The sequence below is a fragment of the Azospirillum oryzae genome (assembly GCF_008364795.1).
Taxonomy (GTDB): Bacteria; Pseudomonadota; Alphaproteobacteria; order Azospirillales; family Azospirillaceae; genus Azospirillum; species Azospirillum oryzae.
In genome coordinates this window covers 26,423-43,983 of the sequence record NZ_VTTM01000008.1, presented here as the reverse complement: position 1 = coordinate 43,983, position 17,561 = coordinate 26,423, and the positions used below count along the sequence as shown (strand labels likewise).

General features: G+C 62.1%; 10 protein-coding genes. 2 read left to right on the top strand and 8 right to left on the bottom strand.

What is annotated here, in order from left to right:
* Window positions 1–25 precede the first annotated feature (25 nt).
* Both FZ938_RS20530 and FZ938_RS20525 read left to right on the top strand, forming a co-directional pair.
* Window positions 26–2,695 (top strand): glycosyltransferase family 2 protein, encoded by a 2,670-nt coding sequence (locus FZ938_RS20530; RefSeq protein WP_149200307.1) that lies wholly within the window; start codon window positions 26–28, stop codon window positions 2,693–2,695.
* Entirely contained in the window at window positions 2,692–4,641 is a 1,950-nt protein-coding gene (locus FZ938_RS20525; protein WP_149200306.1) for a glycosyltransferase family protein, read from the top strand. The genes FZ938_RS20530 and FZ938_RS20525 overlap by 4 nt, the downstream gene beginning before the upstream one ends.
* Before the next feature lie 15 nt (window positions 4,642–4,656).
* Here FZ938_RS20525 and FZ938_RS20520 read toward each other — a convergent pair whose 3' ends face one another.
* The 8 genes from FZ938_RS20520 to FZ938_RS20485 all read right to left on the bottom strand — a co-directional run bounded on the left by FZ938_RS20520 (window position 4,657) and on the right by FZ938_RS20485 (window position 17,383).
* The gene (locus tag FZ938_RS20520; RefSeq protein ID WP_149200305.1) at window positions 4,657–5,703 is read right to left on the bottom strand and encodes a GDP-mannose 4,6-dehydratase; all 1,047 of its coding nucleotides are present in this window, start codon (window positions 5,701–5,703) and stop codon (window positions 4,657–4,659) included.
* Window positions 5,700–6,779: a GDP-mannose 4,6-dehydratase gene (gene gmd, locus FZ938_RS20515; RefSeq protein ID WP_149200304.1), complete on the bottom strand. Its 1,080-nt coding sequence runs from the start codon at window positions 6,777–6,779 to the stop codon at window positions 5,700–5,702. Before gmd ends, FZ938_RS20520 begins: the two co-directional genes overlap by 4 nt.
* A gap of 258 nt (window positions 6,780–7,037) precedes the next feature.
* The gene (locus tag FZ938_RS20510) at window positions 7,038–8,582 is read right to left on the bottom strand and encodes a sulfotransferase (RefSeq protein ID WP_149200303.1); all 1,545 of its coding nucleotides are present in this window, start codon (window positions 8,580–8,582) and stop codon (window positions 7,038–7,040) included.
* Between the two features lie 305 nt (window positions 8,583–8,887).
* Entirely contained in the window at window positions 8,888–11,044 is a 2,157-nt protein-coding gene (locus FZ938_RS20505) for a glycosyltransferase (protein WP_174756945.1), read from the bottom strand.
* A 40-nt stretch (window positions 11,045–11,084) separates the two neighbouring features.
* Window positions 11,085–13,415 (bottom strand): glycosyltransferase, encoded by a 2,331-nt coding sequence (locus tag FZ938_RS20500; protein ID WP_149200301.1) that lies wholly within the window; start codon window positions 13,413–13,415, stop codon window positions 11,085–11,087.
* Between the two features lie 66 nt (window positions 13,416–13,481).
* Complete coding sequence (locus FZ938_RS20495) at window positions 13,482–14,480, bottom strand: GDP-mannose 4,6-dehydratase (RefSeq protein WP_246799078.1); 999 nt, start codon at window positions 14,478–14,480, stop codon at window positions 13,482–13,484.
* 108 nt (window positions 14,481–14,588) lie between these two features.
* Window positions 14,589–15,830 (bottom strand): class I SAM-dependent methyltransferase, encoded by a 1,242-nt coding sequence (locus FZ938_RS20490; RefSeq protein ID WP_149200299.1) that lies wholly within the window; start codon window positions 15,828–15,830, stop codon window positions 14,589–14,591.
* Between the two features lie 71 nt (window positions 15,831–15,901).
* Window positions 15,902–17,383, bottom strand: a complete 1,482-nt coding sequence (locus tag FZ938_RS20485) for a mannose-1-phosphate guanylyltransferase/mannose-6-phosphate isomerase (protein ID WP_149200298.1) — start codon at window positions 17,381–17,383, stop codon at window positions 15,902–15,904.
* Between the last annotated feature and the right edge of the window lie 178 nt (window positions 17,384–17,561).

Below are 17,561 nucleotides of genomic sequence, written 5' to 3'. Positions count from 1 at the left end.
GGAGCGTTGTGGGAAAAGACCGGAGATGAACCGCAGTCTGAACGAAGCATGGGGTCCCGCACCGTCACAAGGCCATGCCGTCCCGCCACGCACCAGCCTTGACGACGTCTTCAACGGCTACCGCCTGTTTCTGGGCCGGCACCCGCGCAACGCCCGGGAGGCGATGGCCGCCGTCGATTGCACGCTTCCGGAGTTCTTCGGCCAGTATCTGATGCGGGGGGAGTTTCTGGGCAGTGTCGCCGACGGCCTGACCGGCCATCAGGTCCTGCCGCATGTCACCCTGGCCCCGGCCCCGGACGATGCCCTGGCCCGCTGGGCGACGGACCGGCTGCCGCTGTCGGCCGATGGCCGGGAACGCCTGTCGGCAAGCCGTTCCTGGCGGTTCTGGCTGCTGACCATCCTGCGCGACGAGACCTTCCACGCCATGCTGCCCGCCGCGGTGGCCGACTGGTTCCTGCGCAGCGGCCTGCGCGACCGGGTCGCCGCCGTCGAACTGGCGCCGACCCGCCAGCTCGTCGGCGAGGTCTCCCACAGCAGCGCCGGCACCATATCGGGATGGTGCGCCAATACGCAGGATTTCTCCGAACGGGTGGTGCTGGAACTGTCGCTGGGCGGCCGTTTCGTCGGTGCGGTCCGTTGCGACCGCTTCGTTCCCGGCCTGGGGGAGCGGATCGGCGGCAGCGGCGAGCATGGCTTCGTCTATGACATTCCCCGGGAGCATGCGGAGCTTGCCGCCCGTGGAGCGACCTTGCAGGCCTGCGACGCCCATTCCAAGGCCCGGTTCGGCGGCGACATCTACGTCAAGGCGAACCTGCCGGGGGCCCTGGACGACCTTGGCCGCATGCTGTCCGCCATCCAGTCGGTCAAGGACCTGCTCGCCAATCTGGAGCAGCATCTTCCCCACGCGATCCGGCAAGTCAGCCCGCCCCCCTCCGCCTATGGAGAGTTGAAGGCGCAAGCGATCCTGTCCTGCAACCGCCCGGCCATCGGGCGGGACGCGACCATGGACACCGGCACCGACACCGGCACCGCCGTCAACGTGATCCTGCTGGAAACGGCGCTTGCCGCGGCGCCGGTGCGCCGGCTGCTCGCCTCGCTGGAGAGCCAGCGGCAGGACCGCTGGACCCTCACCGTGCTTGCCGCAGGCGGAGAGGACGGGGCAGACGGCAGCGCGAATGACGGGGCGGCCGCATCGCTCGGCGACGAGATCGGCGCCCTGATCCATCCGCTGGAGGCGCAAGGCCGGGCGGTGGTGGCCGCCCCCGCAGCGCTGCCGCGCCTCGTCGCCGGTCACCCGGCCCTCGCCGCCGGCGCCCATCTGGTGGTCGGATGCGCCGGCACCCTGCGGGAGGACGCGATCGCCACCTTCCTCGCGGCGCTGGAGCCCGGCACCGCGCAGCAGGCCGCCGTCGCCTACAGCGACCACGACACCATGGTCGATCCGCGCAACGGAACCCCCCGGCAGACCATTCCGCTGTTCAAGCCAGACTTCGATCCGATCATGCTCCTGGCCTGCGACTATGCCGGCCCGATGGTCATGGTGACGCCGGAAGCCCTGCTGAAAGCCTTCGCCATCGCCGATGGGGAGCCGCCGTCCAGCCTGCACGACCTGATGCTGCGCCTGTCCGACTGCATCCCGCCGGACAGGGTCCGCCACATCCCGTCGGTGCTGTACAGCCTGGAGCAGGCCGCCGACCCGCGCAGCCCCGACGGCCTGCCCCGTATTCTGGCCGGCGACCCGGCGGCGGTGGAGGCCTGGGCCGGACGCCGGGGTCTGGCGATGACCGTGCGGACGGTGCCGCTGGCCGGCGATGACGGCCAGACGCTGGTCGAGCCCTGCGGGATCGATCCGCGTCCCGCCGCATTCCCGACGGTCAGCGTGATCGTGCCGACGCGCAACGCCCCGGTGCTGCTGCGCAACTGCCTGGATTCGCTGCTCCGGGTCCGGCAGGCCTATCCGGGGCCGATGCAGATCCTGGTGATCGATCATCAGAACGAGGACCCCGACAGCGTCGCCCTGATCGCCGCCATGCGGGACCAGCGCAATGTCGACGTCATGCCCTATCACGGCCCCTTCAATTGGGCGGACATGAACAATCTCGCCGCCGCCAGGGCGACGGGCGAGGTCCTGGTCTTCCTCAACGACGACACCATGGCGGCCGATCCCCGCTGGCTGAGCCGGGCGGTGGCGACCCTGGGCCTGCCCGGCGTCGGCATCGTCGGCGCACGCCTGCTCTACGGCGACGGCAGCATCCAGCATGCCGGGATCGTCACCAGCGTCGAGCAGGGCGCCATCCACGAGACGGGCGGTGCCGCCGGGACCGGGAGCGGATATCTGGGACGCAATCTCATCCTGCGTTCCGCCGCCGCCGTGACGGGAGCATGCCTGATCACCCGCCGCACGCTGTTCGAGACGGTCGGCGGTTTCGATGCGAACTGGCCCACCAATTGGAACGACGTCATCTACTGCCTGGCTGCGCGGCGGGCAGGCTGGCGGGTGGTCTATGATCCGTCCGCCTGCCTCTATCACCTGGAATCGAGAACCCGCGGCTATTTCTTCGGGCAGGCTGGCAGCGGTACCCACCGGAGCGACCTGGACCGGTTGCGGGCCGAATGGGGCGCCCTTCTCGACGACCCCTTCCATAACCGGGCCTTCAACCGCATGGCCGCACCGTTTACGAGGATGATGCTGTGACTGGACATAATTCCGATGCCACTGCGGCGGACGATGCATGGCTCTCCGGCATCAAGGAAACCATCTGGCTGACCAGACCGGACCTGCGCCAGCTGTACGGCGAGGACCGGGCGCGGTTCGAGACATGGCTGCTCCTGGGCGGCACCCATGAATACCGGGCGCTCGCCGAGGCCGGCCACCGCTTCCCGACCGCCCTGCTGAGCGAACCGGCGCCGGAAGCCTTGCCGGGGGTGCAGCCGGTGCTGACCGGCCTGATGAAGCAGATCTGGACCCTGCGGCCCGACCTGCAGACGAATTTCGACCTTGGAACCCAGGACGGACAGCAACGCTTCGTCTGGTGGTACTTCACCTATGGCATGTCGGAGATGGGGCTGGCCCGCTTCGTCACCGCCGAGCAGAAGCGGTTCGTGAACGACCCGGCCGACGACCTGGACCGGTCCGGCGATGGCGCGCTGCTGCCCGTCACCCGTCTGATGCGGTGGCTGTGGCTCCGGCACCCGTTTCTCCAGGACGCCTTCCCCCTGGACACGCCGCAATCGCGCGCGACCTTCGTGCTCTGGTACTTCACGACCGGCCTGACGCAGTTGCGGCTGGAAGAGCTGGTGGACGACCGCCAGATGCAGGTCCTGAAGCGGCCGGTCTCCGGTGTGCCGATGGCGTGGGCGATGCTGCTGTCGATCGATCCGGATCTGCAGAAGCGCTTCGGCACCATCGAGAACCCGGCCTTCACGCAATGGGCCACGACCGAAGGCCCGAAGACGCATCCGCTGATCCGGCTGGTTGCCGCCACGGACACCCCCGCCGCTCCGGCGATCAGGCGCCCCGCCGAGCTGCGGCCCGGCATCAACCTGATCGGCTATGCCCGCGGCCAGTTCGGGATCGGTGAGGATGTCCGCATGGCGGCACGCGCGCTGCAGGCCGCCGGCGTTCCCTTCAGCATCTACAATGTGGAACCCGGCGCCGACGTCTGCCAGGGCGACGACAGCGTCGAGGGGCTGATCGCCGACGGCCTGCCCTATGCCGTCAACATGCTGTGCACCACCGGGATCGAGACCGCCCGGCTGGCCGCAGTGGAGGGCCGGCGCCTGTTCGACGGGCGCCGGACCATCGGCTATTGGCCCTGGGAACTGCCGGAATGGCCCGCCGTCTGGCGGCATGCCTACGACCTCGTGGACGAAGTCTGGGCGTCGAGCCGCTATACCTATGAAGCCTTCACGAAAAGCAGCCCCAAGCCGGTTCGCCACATGCCGATGGCGGTCACCGTCGATGCCACGGCCGGGCTGACGCGGCGCGACTTCGGGCTGCCGGAAAACCGCCTGCTGTTCGTGTTCGCGTTCGACACCCTGTCGCACCTGTCCCGCAAGAACCCGCTGGCCTGCGTGCATGCGTTCCAACAGGCCTTCCCGCTTGGCAGCGAACCGGTCGGGCTGGTGGTCAAGGCGATGCGCGCCACTCCGGAACAGCCGGTCTGGCAGGAGGTCCTTGCGGCGGCGGCGGCCGATCCCCGGATTTCCATCATCGACCGCACCCTGAGCCGGGGCGCCGTTCTGGACCTCTACCGGGTGTGCGACAGTTTCGTGTCGCTGCATCGCGCCGAAGGATTCGGGCGCAACATCGCCGAGACGATGATGCTGGGCAAGCCGGCCATCGCCACCGGCTTTTCCGGGAACATGGACTTCACCACGCCCGGCACCGCCGCCCTGGTCGACCATGTGGTCCGCCCCCTGGCACCCGGCGAATACCCGTTCGGCGACGGGTTGTCGTGGGCTGAGCCGGACGTCGGGCATGCCGCCTGGTGGATGCGCCGGCTGGCCGAGGATTCCTGGCTTCGGCGCCGGCTTGCCGACCAGGGGCAGGCGCTGGTGACGGCGACCTATGCACCGGTGACGGTCGGTGCCGTCTATGCGGCCCTTTTCGACCGGACATTCGTGCGGGGAAGGTTCTGAAGCGGGGGCTCCGATTCAGGCCGGAACGGCCAGCGGAATTGACATCAGATTTTCAGCCGGACTGCCAGCAGGATTGCCCGCCGGGCTTCCATCCCGCCGGCGGATCCGTTCGGCCTCGACCAGCTTGGCGACGACGCCCGGCATGGTCGTTTCCGCGCTCCACCCCAACAGGCGGTTGGCCTTGCCGGGATCGCCGACGCTGTGCGTTATGTCGGCGGGACGCCGCAGACCGGGATCGATCTCCACATACCGGCGCCAGTCCAGCCCGAAGCAGTCGAAGACGAGCCGGACGAACTCCTCCAGCGTGTGCAGCCGGCCGGTGGCGATGACGAAGTCTTCCGGCTGGTCATGGGCCAGCATGCGGGCCATGGCGTCGACATATTCCGGTGCCCAGCCCCAGTCCCGTGCAACGGAGAGGTCGCCCAGACACAGCTGGTCGGCGCGGCCTTCGGCGATGTCGGCGGCGCCGCGGACGATCTTCTGGGTGACGTAGCGGGCCGGACGCAGCGGCGATTCATGGTTGAACAGGATGCCGGAGCAGGCGAACAGCCCATAGGCCTCCCGGTAGTTGGCGACCGCCCAGTAGGCCGCCGCCTTGCCCACGCCATAGGGGCTGCGGGGATGGAAGGAATGGGTTTCGCCGGCCGGTCCATGCTCCGTATTGCCGAAACACTCGCTGGACGACGCGTTGTAGAACCGGGTGTCGATCCCCAGGAAGCGGATGGCTTCCAGGATGTTGACCGTACCGTGGACGATGCTGTCCAGCGTTTCCACCGGCTGGTCGAAGGACAGCCCGACCGAGGACTGGCCGGCCAGATTGTAGATCTCGGTCGGCCGGACCTCCTTGATGACCTGCGCGACGCTGCGGAAGTCGTTCAGGCCGGCGGAGTGCAGGTGCACCCGGCCGAACAGGCCGAGCCGCCGCAGGTTGGCGAAGGAGGACGCCTCGCGGTCACGCGAGGTGCCGTGAACGGCATAGCCGCGCCGGACCAGCAGGTCGGCAAGCCAGGACCCGTCCTGGCCGCCGATTCCGAAGATAAGGGCGGTCCGCCCGCGGCTCATTCGGCAGGCTCGACCAGCTGGAGTCCGGCACCGGCGATGGCGGCCATGTCGGCATCGACCATGTCCCGCACCAGATCGCGGAAGGCGGTGGTGTGGGTCCAGCCCAGCTTCTCGCGCGCCTTGCTGGGATCGCCCAGCAGCAGGTCGACCTCGGTCGGGCGGAAATAGGCCGGGTCGATGCGGACCACCACCTTGCCGGTCTTCTGGCAGATGCCTTCCTCGTCCACCCCCTCGCCGCGCCACTCGATGCCGCGGCCGATATGGCCGAAGGCCAGCTCGACGAAGCTGCGCACGCTGTGGGTCTCGCCGGTGGCCAGCACGTAGTCGTCGGCCTCGTCCTGCTGCAGGATGCGCCACATGCCCTCGACATAGTCGCGCGCATGGCCCCAGTCGCGCTTGGCGTCCAGGTTGCCCAGATACAGGCAATCCTGCCGGCCATGCTCGATGGCGGCGACGGCGCGGGTGATCTTGCGGGTGACGAAGGTCTCGCCGCGGAGCGGGCTTTCATGGTTGAACAGGATGCCGTTGCTGGCATGCATGCCGTAGGCTTCGCGGTAGTTCACCGTGATCCAGTAGGCGTACAGCTTGGCGGCGGCATAGGGGCTGCGCGGGTAGAAGGGCGTGGTTTCGCGCTGCGGCGTCTCCTGCACCTTGCCGTACAGCTCCGAGGTGGAGGCCTGATAGAAGCGCGCGGTCTTCTCCAGGCCCAGGATGCGGATGGCTTCCAAGAGGCGCAGCGTGCCGATGCCGTCGGCGTTGGCGGTGTATTCCGGCGTCTCGAAGCTCACATGGACGTGGCTCTGGGCGGCCAGATTGTAGATCTCGGTCGGTTGGATCTGCTGGACCAGGCGGATCAGGTTGGTGCTGTCCGTCAGGTCGCCGTAATGCATGAAGAAGCGCACGTCCTCTTCATGCGGGTCGCGGTAGAGATGCTCCACCCGCCCCGTGTTGAACGACGACGACCGTCGCTTCAGCCCATGCACCGTGTAGCCCTTGGACAGCAGCAGTTCCGAGAGATAGGCACCGTCCTGACCGGTCACGCCGGTGATCAAAGCGACCTTGGACACAACGTTCATTCCTCTAGTAATTGGCGAAACCCTAAACAAAATTAGAGCCAGCCTTATGATTTATGCCGCAATGCATTTGCATATAACATAATACATTATAAATCTCTTCCTGTCCATCACGCCCGAAGCACATGATGTATTCTTACAATTTGCCTCCCGATCCATTCGATGTCCTTTATATTCCAAGTCAGATTCCTTTGGTTATCTCCAAAGAAAACCATCTTTGGACGGCCACATTTGTGCGCCACTGTCACCCCGCTCCGGCCTTCATGAGAAAGCCAAGTGAGTGAGACCGACACCCAGTTTTCTGGTGTCGGCCGAATGGCCGTTATCCGCCAATGAGACCGCATTCTGGATATCGAACGTAATTCGGCAATTCCATAGTCCATACCCTTCCAAATAGGACAATGGAATTTCAAGCGTCATCGAGTTTTGAGCCTCCAGATGCCCAAGCGGCAGGACTTGCTCACTACGGACAATTGTCAGATATTCTGGTTCATCATCGCTTGAGAAGGTCAACCATCCTAAATCTTCGCCATTACGCCAAACACGCACGGCGAAATCACTAATTCTGCAGGGTGAAAGGATCAGCGTTACCGTCACCTCCGATGGTTCCGAACCGGGTTGAGCGGAGAAGACGAGTTCAGCCGCTTCACTGTCGGACCAAATGCCCCACGGCTCGATGACGCTCCAGCCATTCAGCAGAAAACGGCGGCTCGACGGCGACGACATATCCTGACCATCGCCACACCTGACCAGTGGGGCGAAGACGGATAGCGCCTCGATCCGCTTGGAAGAGGCGGGCCCAGTCAGATCCAACGTTGGCCAAACCGCTTCGATATGCCCGAACCAAGAGTGGGAGACGGTCTGCTCCTCGCTCGAAAGGGCATATCGACGTAGACTTTCTGGAATGGATTCGAACATATCCATACGCAATGGCTCTTCTAATCCAAGAAAATCCACGATGCCTTTGCTGATTTTATCGCGGCTATTCTGTATGTCCTCATACTTTATTAAGAAAATATCATTATCGAACCGCTCGGCAACAGAACGAAGGTCCATGAAGAGCCTTGACGTCTCCTCACACTCCTCATCGATATTGCGGATCGGCCAGACGTCAGCACCCACCATTGCCTTATTCCTCCTAGCAATGGAGGAATTTACAACATCGATGGGATTTCTGACCATTATAATAATTTTCAGATTTCCAAGCTTATCTTTGATGTAATCTATATTAGTCAAATCGAAATAGTTCGGAGTTTTACACCCCATAATTTTTAGGTTTCTCTTACCAGATGCAAGTGCGAACGTATGGTTGAGGATGGGCTTGAGCAATTCCTCTGTAGGCGCTCGCTCACGGTGCTTCAACTGTATTGCAAGCTCTCTGGTGGCGCGGAAGGTATCCACGCCATCGGACAAAGGCTTCTGGCTTGAAAGAGCTTCGATATGGTGAGGCTGATCACTGGCAGGCTCTGATGGATTGCTGTCAACCGGTTCCGGGGACGAAGCAGCGCCATCGTCCACCAGTTTTTCGTCCAACGGCTTTTCCGGTTGATGTTCCGGTTGATGTTCCGGTTGAATCCGCTCCACGTAATCCGTCAGCAGACGGTGATAGTCAAATATCCCATCGACCTTTCCAACCAGTTCATGCATCGGATATTCGGCGAATACCACAATCTCAGACGACTCATTGAGAATATCGGTCATAACCGTGGTTCCACTGCGAGCAACGCCGGTTAGAACCAAATAAGTCACGCCTTCGCTGTCATAACCAACGTCGGAGTGATCGCTCGCAGGGGATTGCTCAGGCACGCTCGCCCCCCGGGACAGTTCGACCTACATTTTTCTTGAAAGAAAGAAGCCGCGAGAAAAAGCGATCTCTTTTGCCCGACGCATGATTATCAGAGAGGCACCCGCTCTTCATGTCTATACCAGTAATGTTATCATAAGCTCTTGCTTCGCAAGCAAAGTAGCTTTCTACTTTAGGTTTATAACGCTTGCGCAAACTCTTTTTCAAGAAAAATTGCATGCCAGTGAGTGATCGGCCCGAAATTTGCCTGTCTGACATTCCGGGCCGACAGCTCAAACACGCTTTCCTTTTTGAAGACCAAGCTTGCCTAAAGCTGCTCTGCCACCAAGGCAGCCTGTTTAGCCCTATCAAGCTCCGGCAGCACTGTCACCAATGGGAAAGCGAGACGTTCAAGCCAATTCTGCAAACCATTGCTCAGCGAGCTGGCGTTGCTCAACTTGCTGAGATAAAGTAAATATTTTGCTTTTTCAACAACACTTCTAAGCTCCTCCGGCGCGACAACCGACGGCTCCTCCTTGCGCTTCCCAAAATTGACGCGCAGAGCAAAGGAGATAAAGTCCGCTCCATCAAAATCCATCAACTCCTTCAGAAGAGAACGAGAAGCGCTCTCCGATGTTACCCTCTTAAGGAAGCTTATCTTTTTCTCATTAAATACATCAAAATCTAACATTTCTAGCATACATCTACGCCAATCTTCAGGATTCCTCTTTTTTGCTTCATCAGAATTAACGAATTCACTGATGATAAACTTTCTCGCCTCGATGGATTTTTTTTCCGCAAGCCAATCTCTATACCCCTTTGAACCACCATCGTCGGGAGAACGATCAAGAACGATTTTGTAGCAAAGCTCTATGAAGTTCTCGTTGCTCGCATCAAGAAGAGAGCGCATCGCCGAAATGCTGGTCTCTATCAGGACATTTTTGTCCTTGCGGCAATCCACACCCGCATATTCTTCGGAGGCGTCCCGAGAGTCATAGGTTACCTCTGGGCAGTTCTTGTAGAACACCATGCCGCTGACCCATTTCTGGAGTCCATCGACACCATAAGCATTGATGAATTCTCGGCTAGAAACCATAAGGAGAACAAGATCCAGCTTGGAGGGCGAACTCCTCTCCCATTTCCTCATCCAGGAGACCACTTCCGAGCCGATCGGGGCTCTCCCGAACAGCTCTTTGAAGCAATCATAGACGAGAGCAGCACCTTCGCTCTTTTCGAGACGATGGAGCGCCTTCGCAATTACGAAACGCTCGCTGAAACCGACTGTCGAGCCCTCTTCCCCTTCCAGGGCAACATACCCATAGGCCTCGTAAATCCAATCCGCGGCTCTCTGGGCGACACCCTTCCACGTCGGCAGTGCCGACGGAACAATTTCGCGGCGCTTTGCTTCGGCGAAAGCGGGATCGAGGAAGGCGCAGACGGCCTTCTCAAGATTGTCGAAATTCACATCAATAGCCAGATATCCGCCGCTTGCGAATTCCAGGGCCGGCAGGTTCTGCGAAACGATTGCCGGAATACCGGCCCGCAGCCCCTCCAGCAGCGGAAGCCCCAGCCCCTCTTCCGTACTTGGATAGAGCAGCGCCGTCGCATAGCTCAGGACTTCGCGGACCTCGTTGTCGGCCGCTCCCCTTTCCCACGAGAACAGGGGCTGGTTTTCTGCGAGCTGCTGCAAGCGATCAGCCTCGTCCTCGCTGATATTGCCGGCCTGACCGACAAAGGTCAGACGGACTTTGCAGCCCGAAGCCCACAACTTTTCGAATACGTCAAGAACGAGGAAATGCTGCTTGCGCAACTGGACGGTACCGATGAAGACAAACTCCGGACGCGCATTGTCCGGCCTGTTCACGGTATCTTTGAAGACCTCCGATCCCCCACCGAGGACGATCGGATTCTGCACTGCCCTGCGAAGGATACGGGTCTCGAAGGTTGCCTTGGTCTGGTTGGAGAGGAAGCCTAGGTTTGGAACGGTGCGCAGAAGACGCAGGTATCCTGTGATGCCGTAATGGGAACAGTCGAGATGCGGGAAGCAGTCAGGAGACAGCCAGGATATAAAGTCATACGTCATGACGTAGACTTTGTCCGGGAACTTTCCAACGATGATCGAGTAGAACCAGACCTGTGTCCAGTTATAGGTCGTCTCCGGGAGGAACAGGCCGGCGGAAAGCGGTATATCTTCGATATCGATAAGACCCATACGCTTATCGACACAAGATTTTATCTTATTCGAAATAATCAGAAGCTCTTCTTCCTGATCACAGAGAAAGAACTCTTCCAGGAGGGAGAAGATATCGAACGTAATGATATTGAGCCTTGCCTGATCATCGACAATGACTGGCAGAAGAACCCGGTCTTTCGGCCAATTCCGAGCCAGCTCGAACACATACCTTTGAATCCCGGTGCGCGCGGGCCATGAAAGGAACCAGGTCAGATCGAACAGAACCGCATCTTTTATAATGAACGCTGACATTCCCATCTCCGCGCAAACGCCGATTTTCTCAAAGCGAAAGTTAAACAGATTCCATTAGCGCTATCGCATAATGATCGAAGCTATGCTTGTTGACATAACGACCACGCTCTTCGGACACTCGCGCGTAATCAAGTCCTTTCTCGTGAATATTCAGAATCTGCTCCGCAATCAGCGGAGGACTGAGGACATCGGGAACGCGCCGGACATAGGCGGGGGACTCCACGGATTCTGCAATGCTGTTGTTGGCGATTGTGGCGATGCCGGCAGCGGCACATTCGGCGATGGCGCCACTTCCTTGACCGAAGCCGATCTTCCGGAGCTGGATGCCGCAGTCCGCGGCCAGAAGGAATTTCCGGTAGATATCGTCCGACGCGTAGTCACCGAAGAAGTGAACCGCATGCTCGACGCCGCAGAACCGCGCGTCGTTCAGCAGTTTCTCCTTATAGTCCGGATCGATGCCACCGACGAAATACAGGTTCGCCGGAATCTTCCAGTCCTGCAGTTCGCCGAGAGCGAAGATGCATTCGGTCGGCCCCTTGACCGGAGCCACATAACCGAAGGTGGCAATCGACAGCGCGTTCGCAGACAGGTTCAGCTCGGATCGGATCTTCTGCCGCAGTTCCGGATCCAGATCGGCGTCTTCGAACAGCGGCGGGATGGCGAAGGGAATATATTGAGGCTGGCGCCGGTACCGGTTGACGATCTCTCGCGCGAAACCAGGGTGATGAACAATGATGTCGCTGGCCGCCCCGATGACATCCTCAAGGAAAAGGTTGGGAAGGGTGCGCTGATCCCTGAGCCAGAGCTGCACGTCCTGTTCGGCGATCTCGCGTCCGATCATCCGGGTCGCGAGGGCGTTGAACTGCGGCGTCAGTCCTCCCATCGTTGTGAAGTAATATTCGAACAGACGGGAGTCGTGGATGATCGCCGTCCCGCCGCACTCCAGCAGACGGTTGATCATGGGCGTGTGGAAATGAGAATTCCCGATCACGAAATAGGTTCGGTCGTAACCGCGCCCTATCCGCTCGCTCGTCGGCAGCAGCCGGACGCCGGGCAGCGGCGGAGCATCCGCCGGCGCGACGTCGCAATAGACGTCCACCTCCGCATGCCGGGAAAGCGCCTTGATGGTGTTGAAGGAGTAGGTGGCGACGCCGCTCTTCTGCGGCGGCCAAGGCGTCGAGATGGCGAGGCGCGGACGCTTGCGGCGCAGTGGGGCCGGGGCCGGAACCGCCTGCTTGGCCGAGATGGCCTTGTCCATGGCCGCCCAGAACCGGTCACGCACGGCCGACATGCGGAAGCGGTCGACGCCCTCCTGCTGCCGAGCCTTCAGACGGGTCCGCCCCGCTGCATCCAGCCCGGCGATCGCCGTCAGCTTCGCCAATGCGTCATCGGCGTCGGTGCGCTTGAAAATTGCTTCTTGGGTGGAGACCAGTTCCAGATGCGCATCGCAGTCCGACACGAGCGCGATCGAACCGGCGGCGATCGCCTCGACAACGGGCAGCGAGAAGCCCTCGATCAGGGAGGCGACCACCGTCGCAAGGCTTCCGCGGTAAAGCGCAGCAAGCTCCGTGTCGGACACATGGGGCAGGAACGTGATCCCGTCGGCCCGTCCGCCGCAGTCCCGGTAGCGTTCCGTCAGGGCGTCACGCATGGCGTATGGATACTGCCCGCCAATCACCAGGGGAACGGCGCCTCCGGTCCTGGCCGAATACCGGCCGGCCAATTCGACGACCAGATCCGCGTTCTTGCGGGGGTCTCCCCCACCGACGAAGGCAAGGTATTGCTCTTTCTTCAGGCCGAACTTGCGCAGGACGGCATTCACCGTGTCGGCCGGCAGGCTGTCGGCTTCATAGAAGTCGTCGTGGACGCCCACGCCGGTCATCACGATCGACTTTGCCGGGACCTTGCAAATCTCAGCCAGCCGCCTACCCGAATAATCCGAAATCGGGAAGAACAGCTCAAAATTGTTGAGCGCGGAAACCTGCTTGCAATAACCGTCGATCGCTTCCTTGCTGCCCAGATATCCGTAATGATCCCAAGGAATGAAGTCATAGATCAGCGATGCGCTCACCAGCGGATTTCCGACGTCCGGTTTGGTCGCAAAATCGGTGCTGTCGGTCATCGGAGACAGCGATACGATTGACGCCGTGCGGTTCAGATTCCGTGGGAACCCGTACAGGACCTGATCGAAGAGTGCCTCGTATTCGGGGGGCAGGGGGGGCAGGCTGCGTGAACAGCAGGCGACCAGAACATATTTGTCATCGGCCGACGGCCTGATGCACATGTTGGAGGAATGACGGCCGACCCCACGGTACTTGTAATTGGGATCCTGAAGGCAGCGGGCATCAAAGAAAATCTTATGTTTTTCCACTTTGAATTCCTGTTGGCCTTATCGTGGGGATCGCAAGGGAAGGGTTAGCGCGGCGGCTGCCTGATTTTATTTGGGCGGCCTCTGGTGTCGCCAATGCTCCAGTATGTCCTTCAACGTGTCCTCCCACCGGTGGACCGGTTCCCAGCCGAGCAGGGTCCGCGCACGGCCGGCGTCGCCCAGGACTAGTGGCGTGTCGCTGGGGCGCATGTACCGCTCGTCGACCGCCACCTCGATCGGGGTGTCCGCCAGTTGGAGCAGCCCCTCCAGCCCGTCCCGGATGCGCCGGGGAACGCCGGAGGCGATGTTCAAGACGATGCCGTTCGGCAACCGGCCGGCGCGCTCGACGATCATCCGGTAGGCATCGACCACGTCCCGGACATCCAGGAAGTCCCGCTGGCTCTCCAAATTTCCGACGCGGATGACGGGCGGCTGGAGGCCGTGTTCGATCCGGGCGATCTGGGCGGCGAAGGCGGACAGGGCGAAACGCTCCGCCTGTCCGGGGCCGATGTGATTGAAGGGGCGCACCCGGACGATCTTCAGGGCATCGGATGCCATCTGCCCCAAGGTCTGGTCGGCCGCCGCCTTGGTGCAGGCATAGAGGTTCGTCGGCTGAAGAAGCGCTTCCTCGTCCAGCGCCACGCCGCCCTGGAAGGAGCGGCCATAGACCTCGGAACTGCCGACGAACACGAAATTGCCGCCGGGACGGTGCCGGGCCAGGGCCTCGGCAAGGCGCAAGGAGCCGAACAGGTTCACCTGCCAGGCAAGATCGGGCTGCGCCGCCACTTCGGCCAGGGTCGAAATGCCGGCGAGATGCACGATGTGCGTCGGCATGGTCCGACGCACCGCATCCTCTATTCCGGCCGCATCGGCCATGTCGAAGGCGACGGCATCGGCGCATGCCGGCAAGCCGTTCAGGCTTCCGGTCCGGCTGCAGGCGAGGATCCGCCCGCCCGCCGGGAGATGCTGGGACAGTTCCTGTACCAGGAGCCGGCCGACGAAGCCGGCGGCCCCCGTCACCATGATCCGGGGAGGGTCTCCCTCCGCCGATGACCAGAATCCGTCCAAACCCTGTGCTCCTTACCCTTTCTCGGCATCCTTTTCCGGCCCAGGCTTTTCCGGCCCAGGCTTTTCCGGCCCAGGCTTTTCCGAGCTTTCCGTCCCGGGCCGGTCGCCTCAGATGATCTCGATTTCCGGGAAGGGAATGATCATCTTGCCGCCGCGGGCGAAGAACTCCTGTTCACGCTGGACGACGCCTTCCTTGAAGTGCCAGGGCAGCAGAAGGAAGTAGTCAGGCTGCATGGCCCGGGCCTCGGCCTCGGAAATGATCGGAATGTGGGTGCCGGGGGTGTAGGCGCCGAACTTGTCGGGATTCACCTCGGCGATGGCGATCAGTTCCTTTTCCGTCAGTCCGCAGAACTGCAGGACCACGTTCCCCTTGGTGGAGGCGCCATAGCCCAGCACCTTCTTGCCGTCGGCGGCCAGGGACTGGAGCAGGCGGGTCAGATCCGCGCGGTGGCGGAACACCCGGGCCTCGAAGTCGCGGTAGGGCACGGGCGTGTTCAGGCCCATGCGCTCTTCCTGCTCCAGCAGCCAGTTGATGACCGCGCGGTTGCTGCGGATCGGATTGCTGCGCTTGGCCGCGGTGACGGCGAAGCTGCCGCCGTTGACGCCGTTCATCTGGACGTCGACCACCCGCATGTCGGCCTGGCGCAGGATGTATTCGACCGTCGCCAGCGAGTAGTATTCGAGATGCTCGTGGCAGATGGTGTCGTACGAGACCGTCCGCAGCATCGAGGGCATGTAGCTCTGCTCGAAATGCCACAGCCCGTCGTCGGCCAGGGAGTCGTGCACCTCGCGGGCGAAGCGGATGGGATCGTCCAGGTCGTAGAACATGGCGATCGAGGTGATGACCTTGGCCTGCCGGTCGGTGGCTCGGCGGAACGCCGCGGCCGTGAAGAAGTCCGGCACCAGGGTGATGTCGTCGGGATAGAAGGCCTTGAACTTCAGCCCGGTGGGGTCGATGCCGATGCGCTTCAGTCCGGCAGTCCTGTAGGCCTTCAGCGACGTGGCGTCGTTGGAGCCGATGTCGAGCACCACGTCGCCGGCGGAGACGCCGGCCATGGCCTCCAGGGTCTGGATCTTCTGCGTCAGGTGCCGGACCATCGACTGGTTGAGACCGGACCGGTAGCCGTAGTTCTCGCCGTACATCTCGCCGGCATCGTAGGAATGGGCAAGCTGAAGCAGTCCGCTGTCCGGACACCAGACGAGTTCCAGTGGTCCCCGGGTTATCGGGGTTTCCTTGGAGCGCGGGAAGACACCAGTCAGTTCCTGGTGACCCAGGTCCAGAACGGAAACCAGATGATCGCTTCCGCTGATCCGGCACTTGGTTATCTTCTGATATCCAACTTTTTCCACAAAAGCCGCCTTTGTTAGTCGATTGCGTCCGGAACCGATACAGTCAAACCTTCGTCAGCGATGAAGAGCGATCAGGATGATTGCAGACTGCGCCCATATCCATCTTCGAAGCGGATGATATCGTCTTCACCGAGATAGCCGCCGGACTGCACCTCGATGAGATGCAGCGGAACCTTTCCCGGATTTTCCAGCCGGTGCGTCTGGCCGGCCGCGATGAAGGTGGATTGGTTCTCGTGAACCAGAAAACTTTCCTTGCCGCAGGTCACCAGGGCCACGCCTTCGACGACGACCCAATGCTCCGCGCGATGGTGGTGCATCTGCAACGACAGCTTCTCGCCGGGATTGACGATGATCCGCTTGACCTGGAAGCGATGGCCCCGGTCGACGCTCCGGTACGATCCCCAGGGACGGTAGACCGTCGTGTGATGGCTGTGCTCGCTGCGCTCGCCGGTTCGCAGCCGCTCGACGATGTGCTTCACGTCCTGGACCCGGCTGCGGTCGGCGACCAGCACCGCATCGTCGGTCGCCACCACCACCACGTTCCGGAGCCCGGCCACGGCGACCAGCGGATGTTCGGATCGGACGTAGGTATCCTGCGCGTCGTGAAGCAGGACGTTGCCCTGGGCCACGTTGCCGTCGCTGTCCTTTTCGCCGATGTCCCACAGGGCGGACCATGCGCCGACGTCGTTCCATCCCATGTCGACGGGCACCACGGCCGCCCGGTCCGTCTTCTCCATCACCGCGCAGTCGATGGAATCGGACGGCGAAGCGGCGAACGCCGCCGATGTCAGGCGGCAGAAGGTCAGATCCCGTTCAGCCCCGGCGAGGGCACGGCGGCAGGCCTCGACGATGCGCGGGCCGGTGCGTTCGAGTTCCGCGACATAGGCCTTGGCGGAGAACAGGAAGATGCCGCTGTTCCAGAGATAGGACCCGTCCCGCAGATAGGCTTCCGCGGTCGCGAGGTCCGGCTTCTCGACGAACTGCTCGACCTTGCGCACACCGTCGCAGCCGTCGGGACCGGACCCCGCCCTGATGTAGCCATAGCCGGTTTCGGGGGCGGAGGGCGTGATCCCGAAGGTCACCAGCGCGCCGTCCGCGGCCGCTTCGGCTGCGGTGTCCACCGCCTGCAGGAACCGCTCGGACGATGCGATGACATGATCCGACGGCATCACCAGCATCAGGCCGTCGGTACCAGCGGCAAGAAGCCGCAGGGCAGCGACGCAGACTGCGGGGGCGGTGTTGCGGCCGACGGGTTCCAGGATGATTTCCGCCGGCCGAACCGCCGCAGCGCGCAGCTGTTCGGCCACCAGGAAGCGATGCTCCTCGTTGCAGACGACCAGCGGGGGGGCGAAACGATCCCCGACCACCCGCAATGCGGTTTCCTGGATCATCGTCAGTTCGCTTGCCAGCGGCAGGAACTGCTTCGGATAGAGGGAGCGCGACAACGGCCACAGCCGGCTTCCCATGCCGCCGGACAGAATGACAGGGGTGATCGTCGCAGCCGTGCCCGTTGGAGCCGCCGTGGAAGCCGTCTTGCCGTGGTTCCCGGTCATGCGCGCACACTCCTGTTTCCTGCTGCGGCACAAAGGGGCGAACGACCGGTTCGGGGCAGGTCCTTCAGACCGGCCGGTGCAGGGAGCAGAAGAAAATCATGCCTGCCCCCACAAGAGCCGAACGTGCCGAAAGCATGAGCCCGCATCAGTTTTTCTAGCATGGAGAGTTCCACATAAT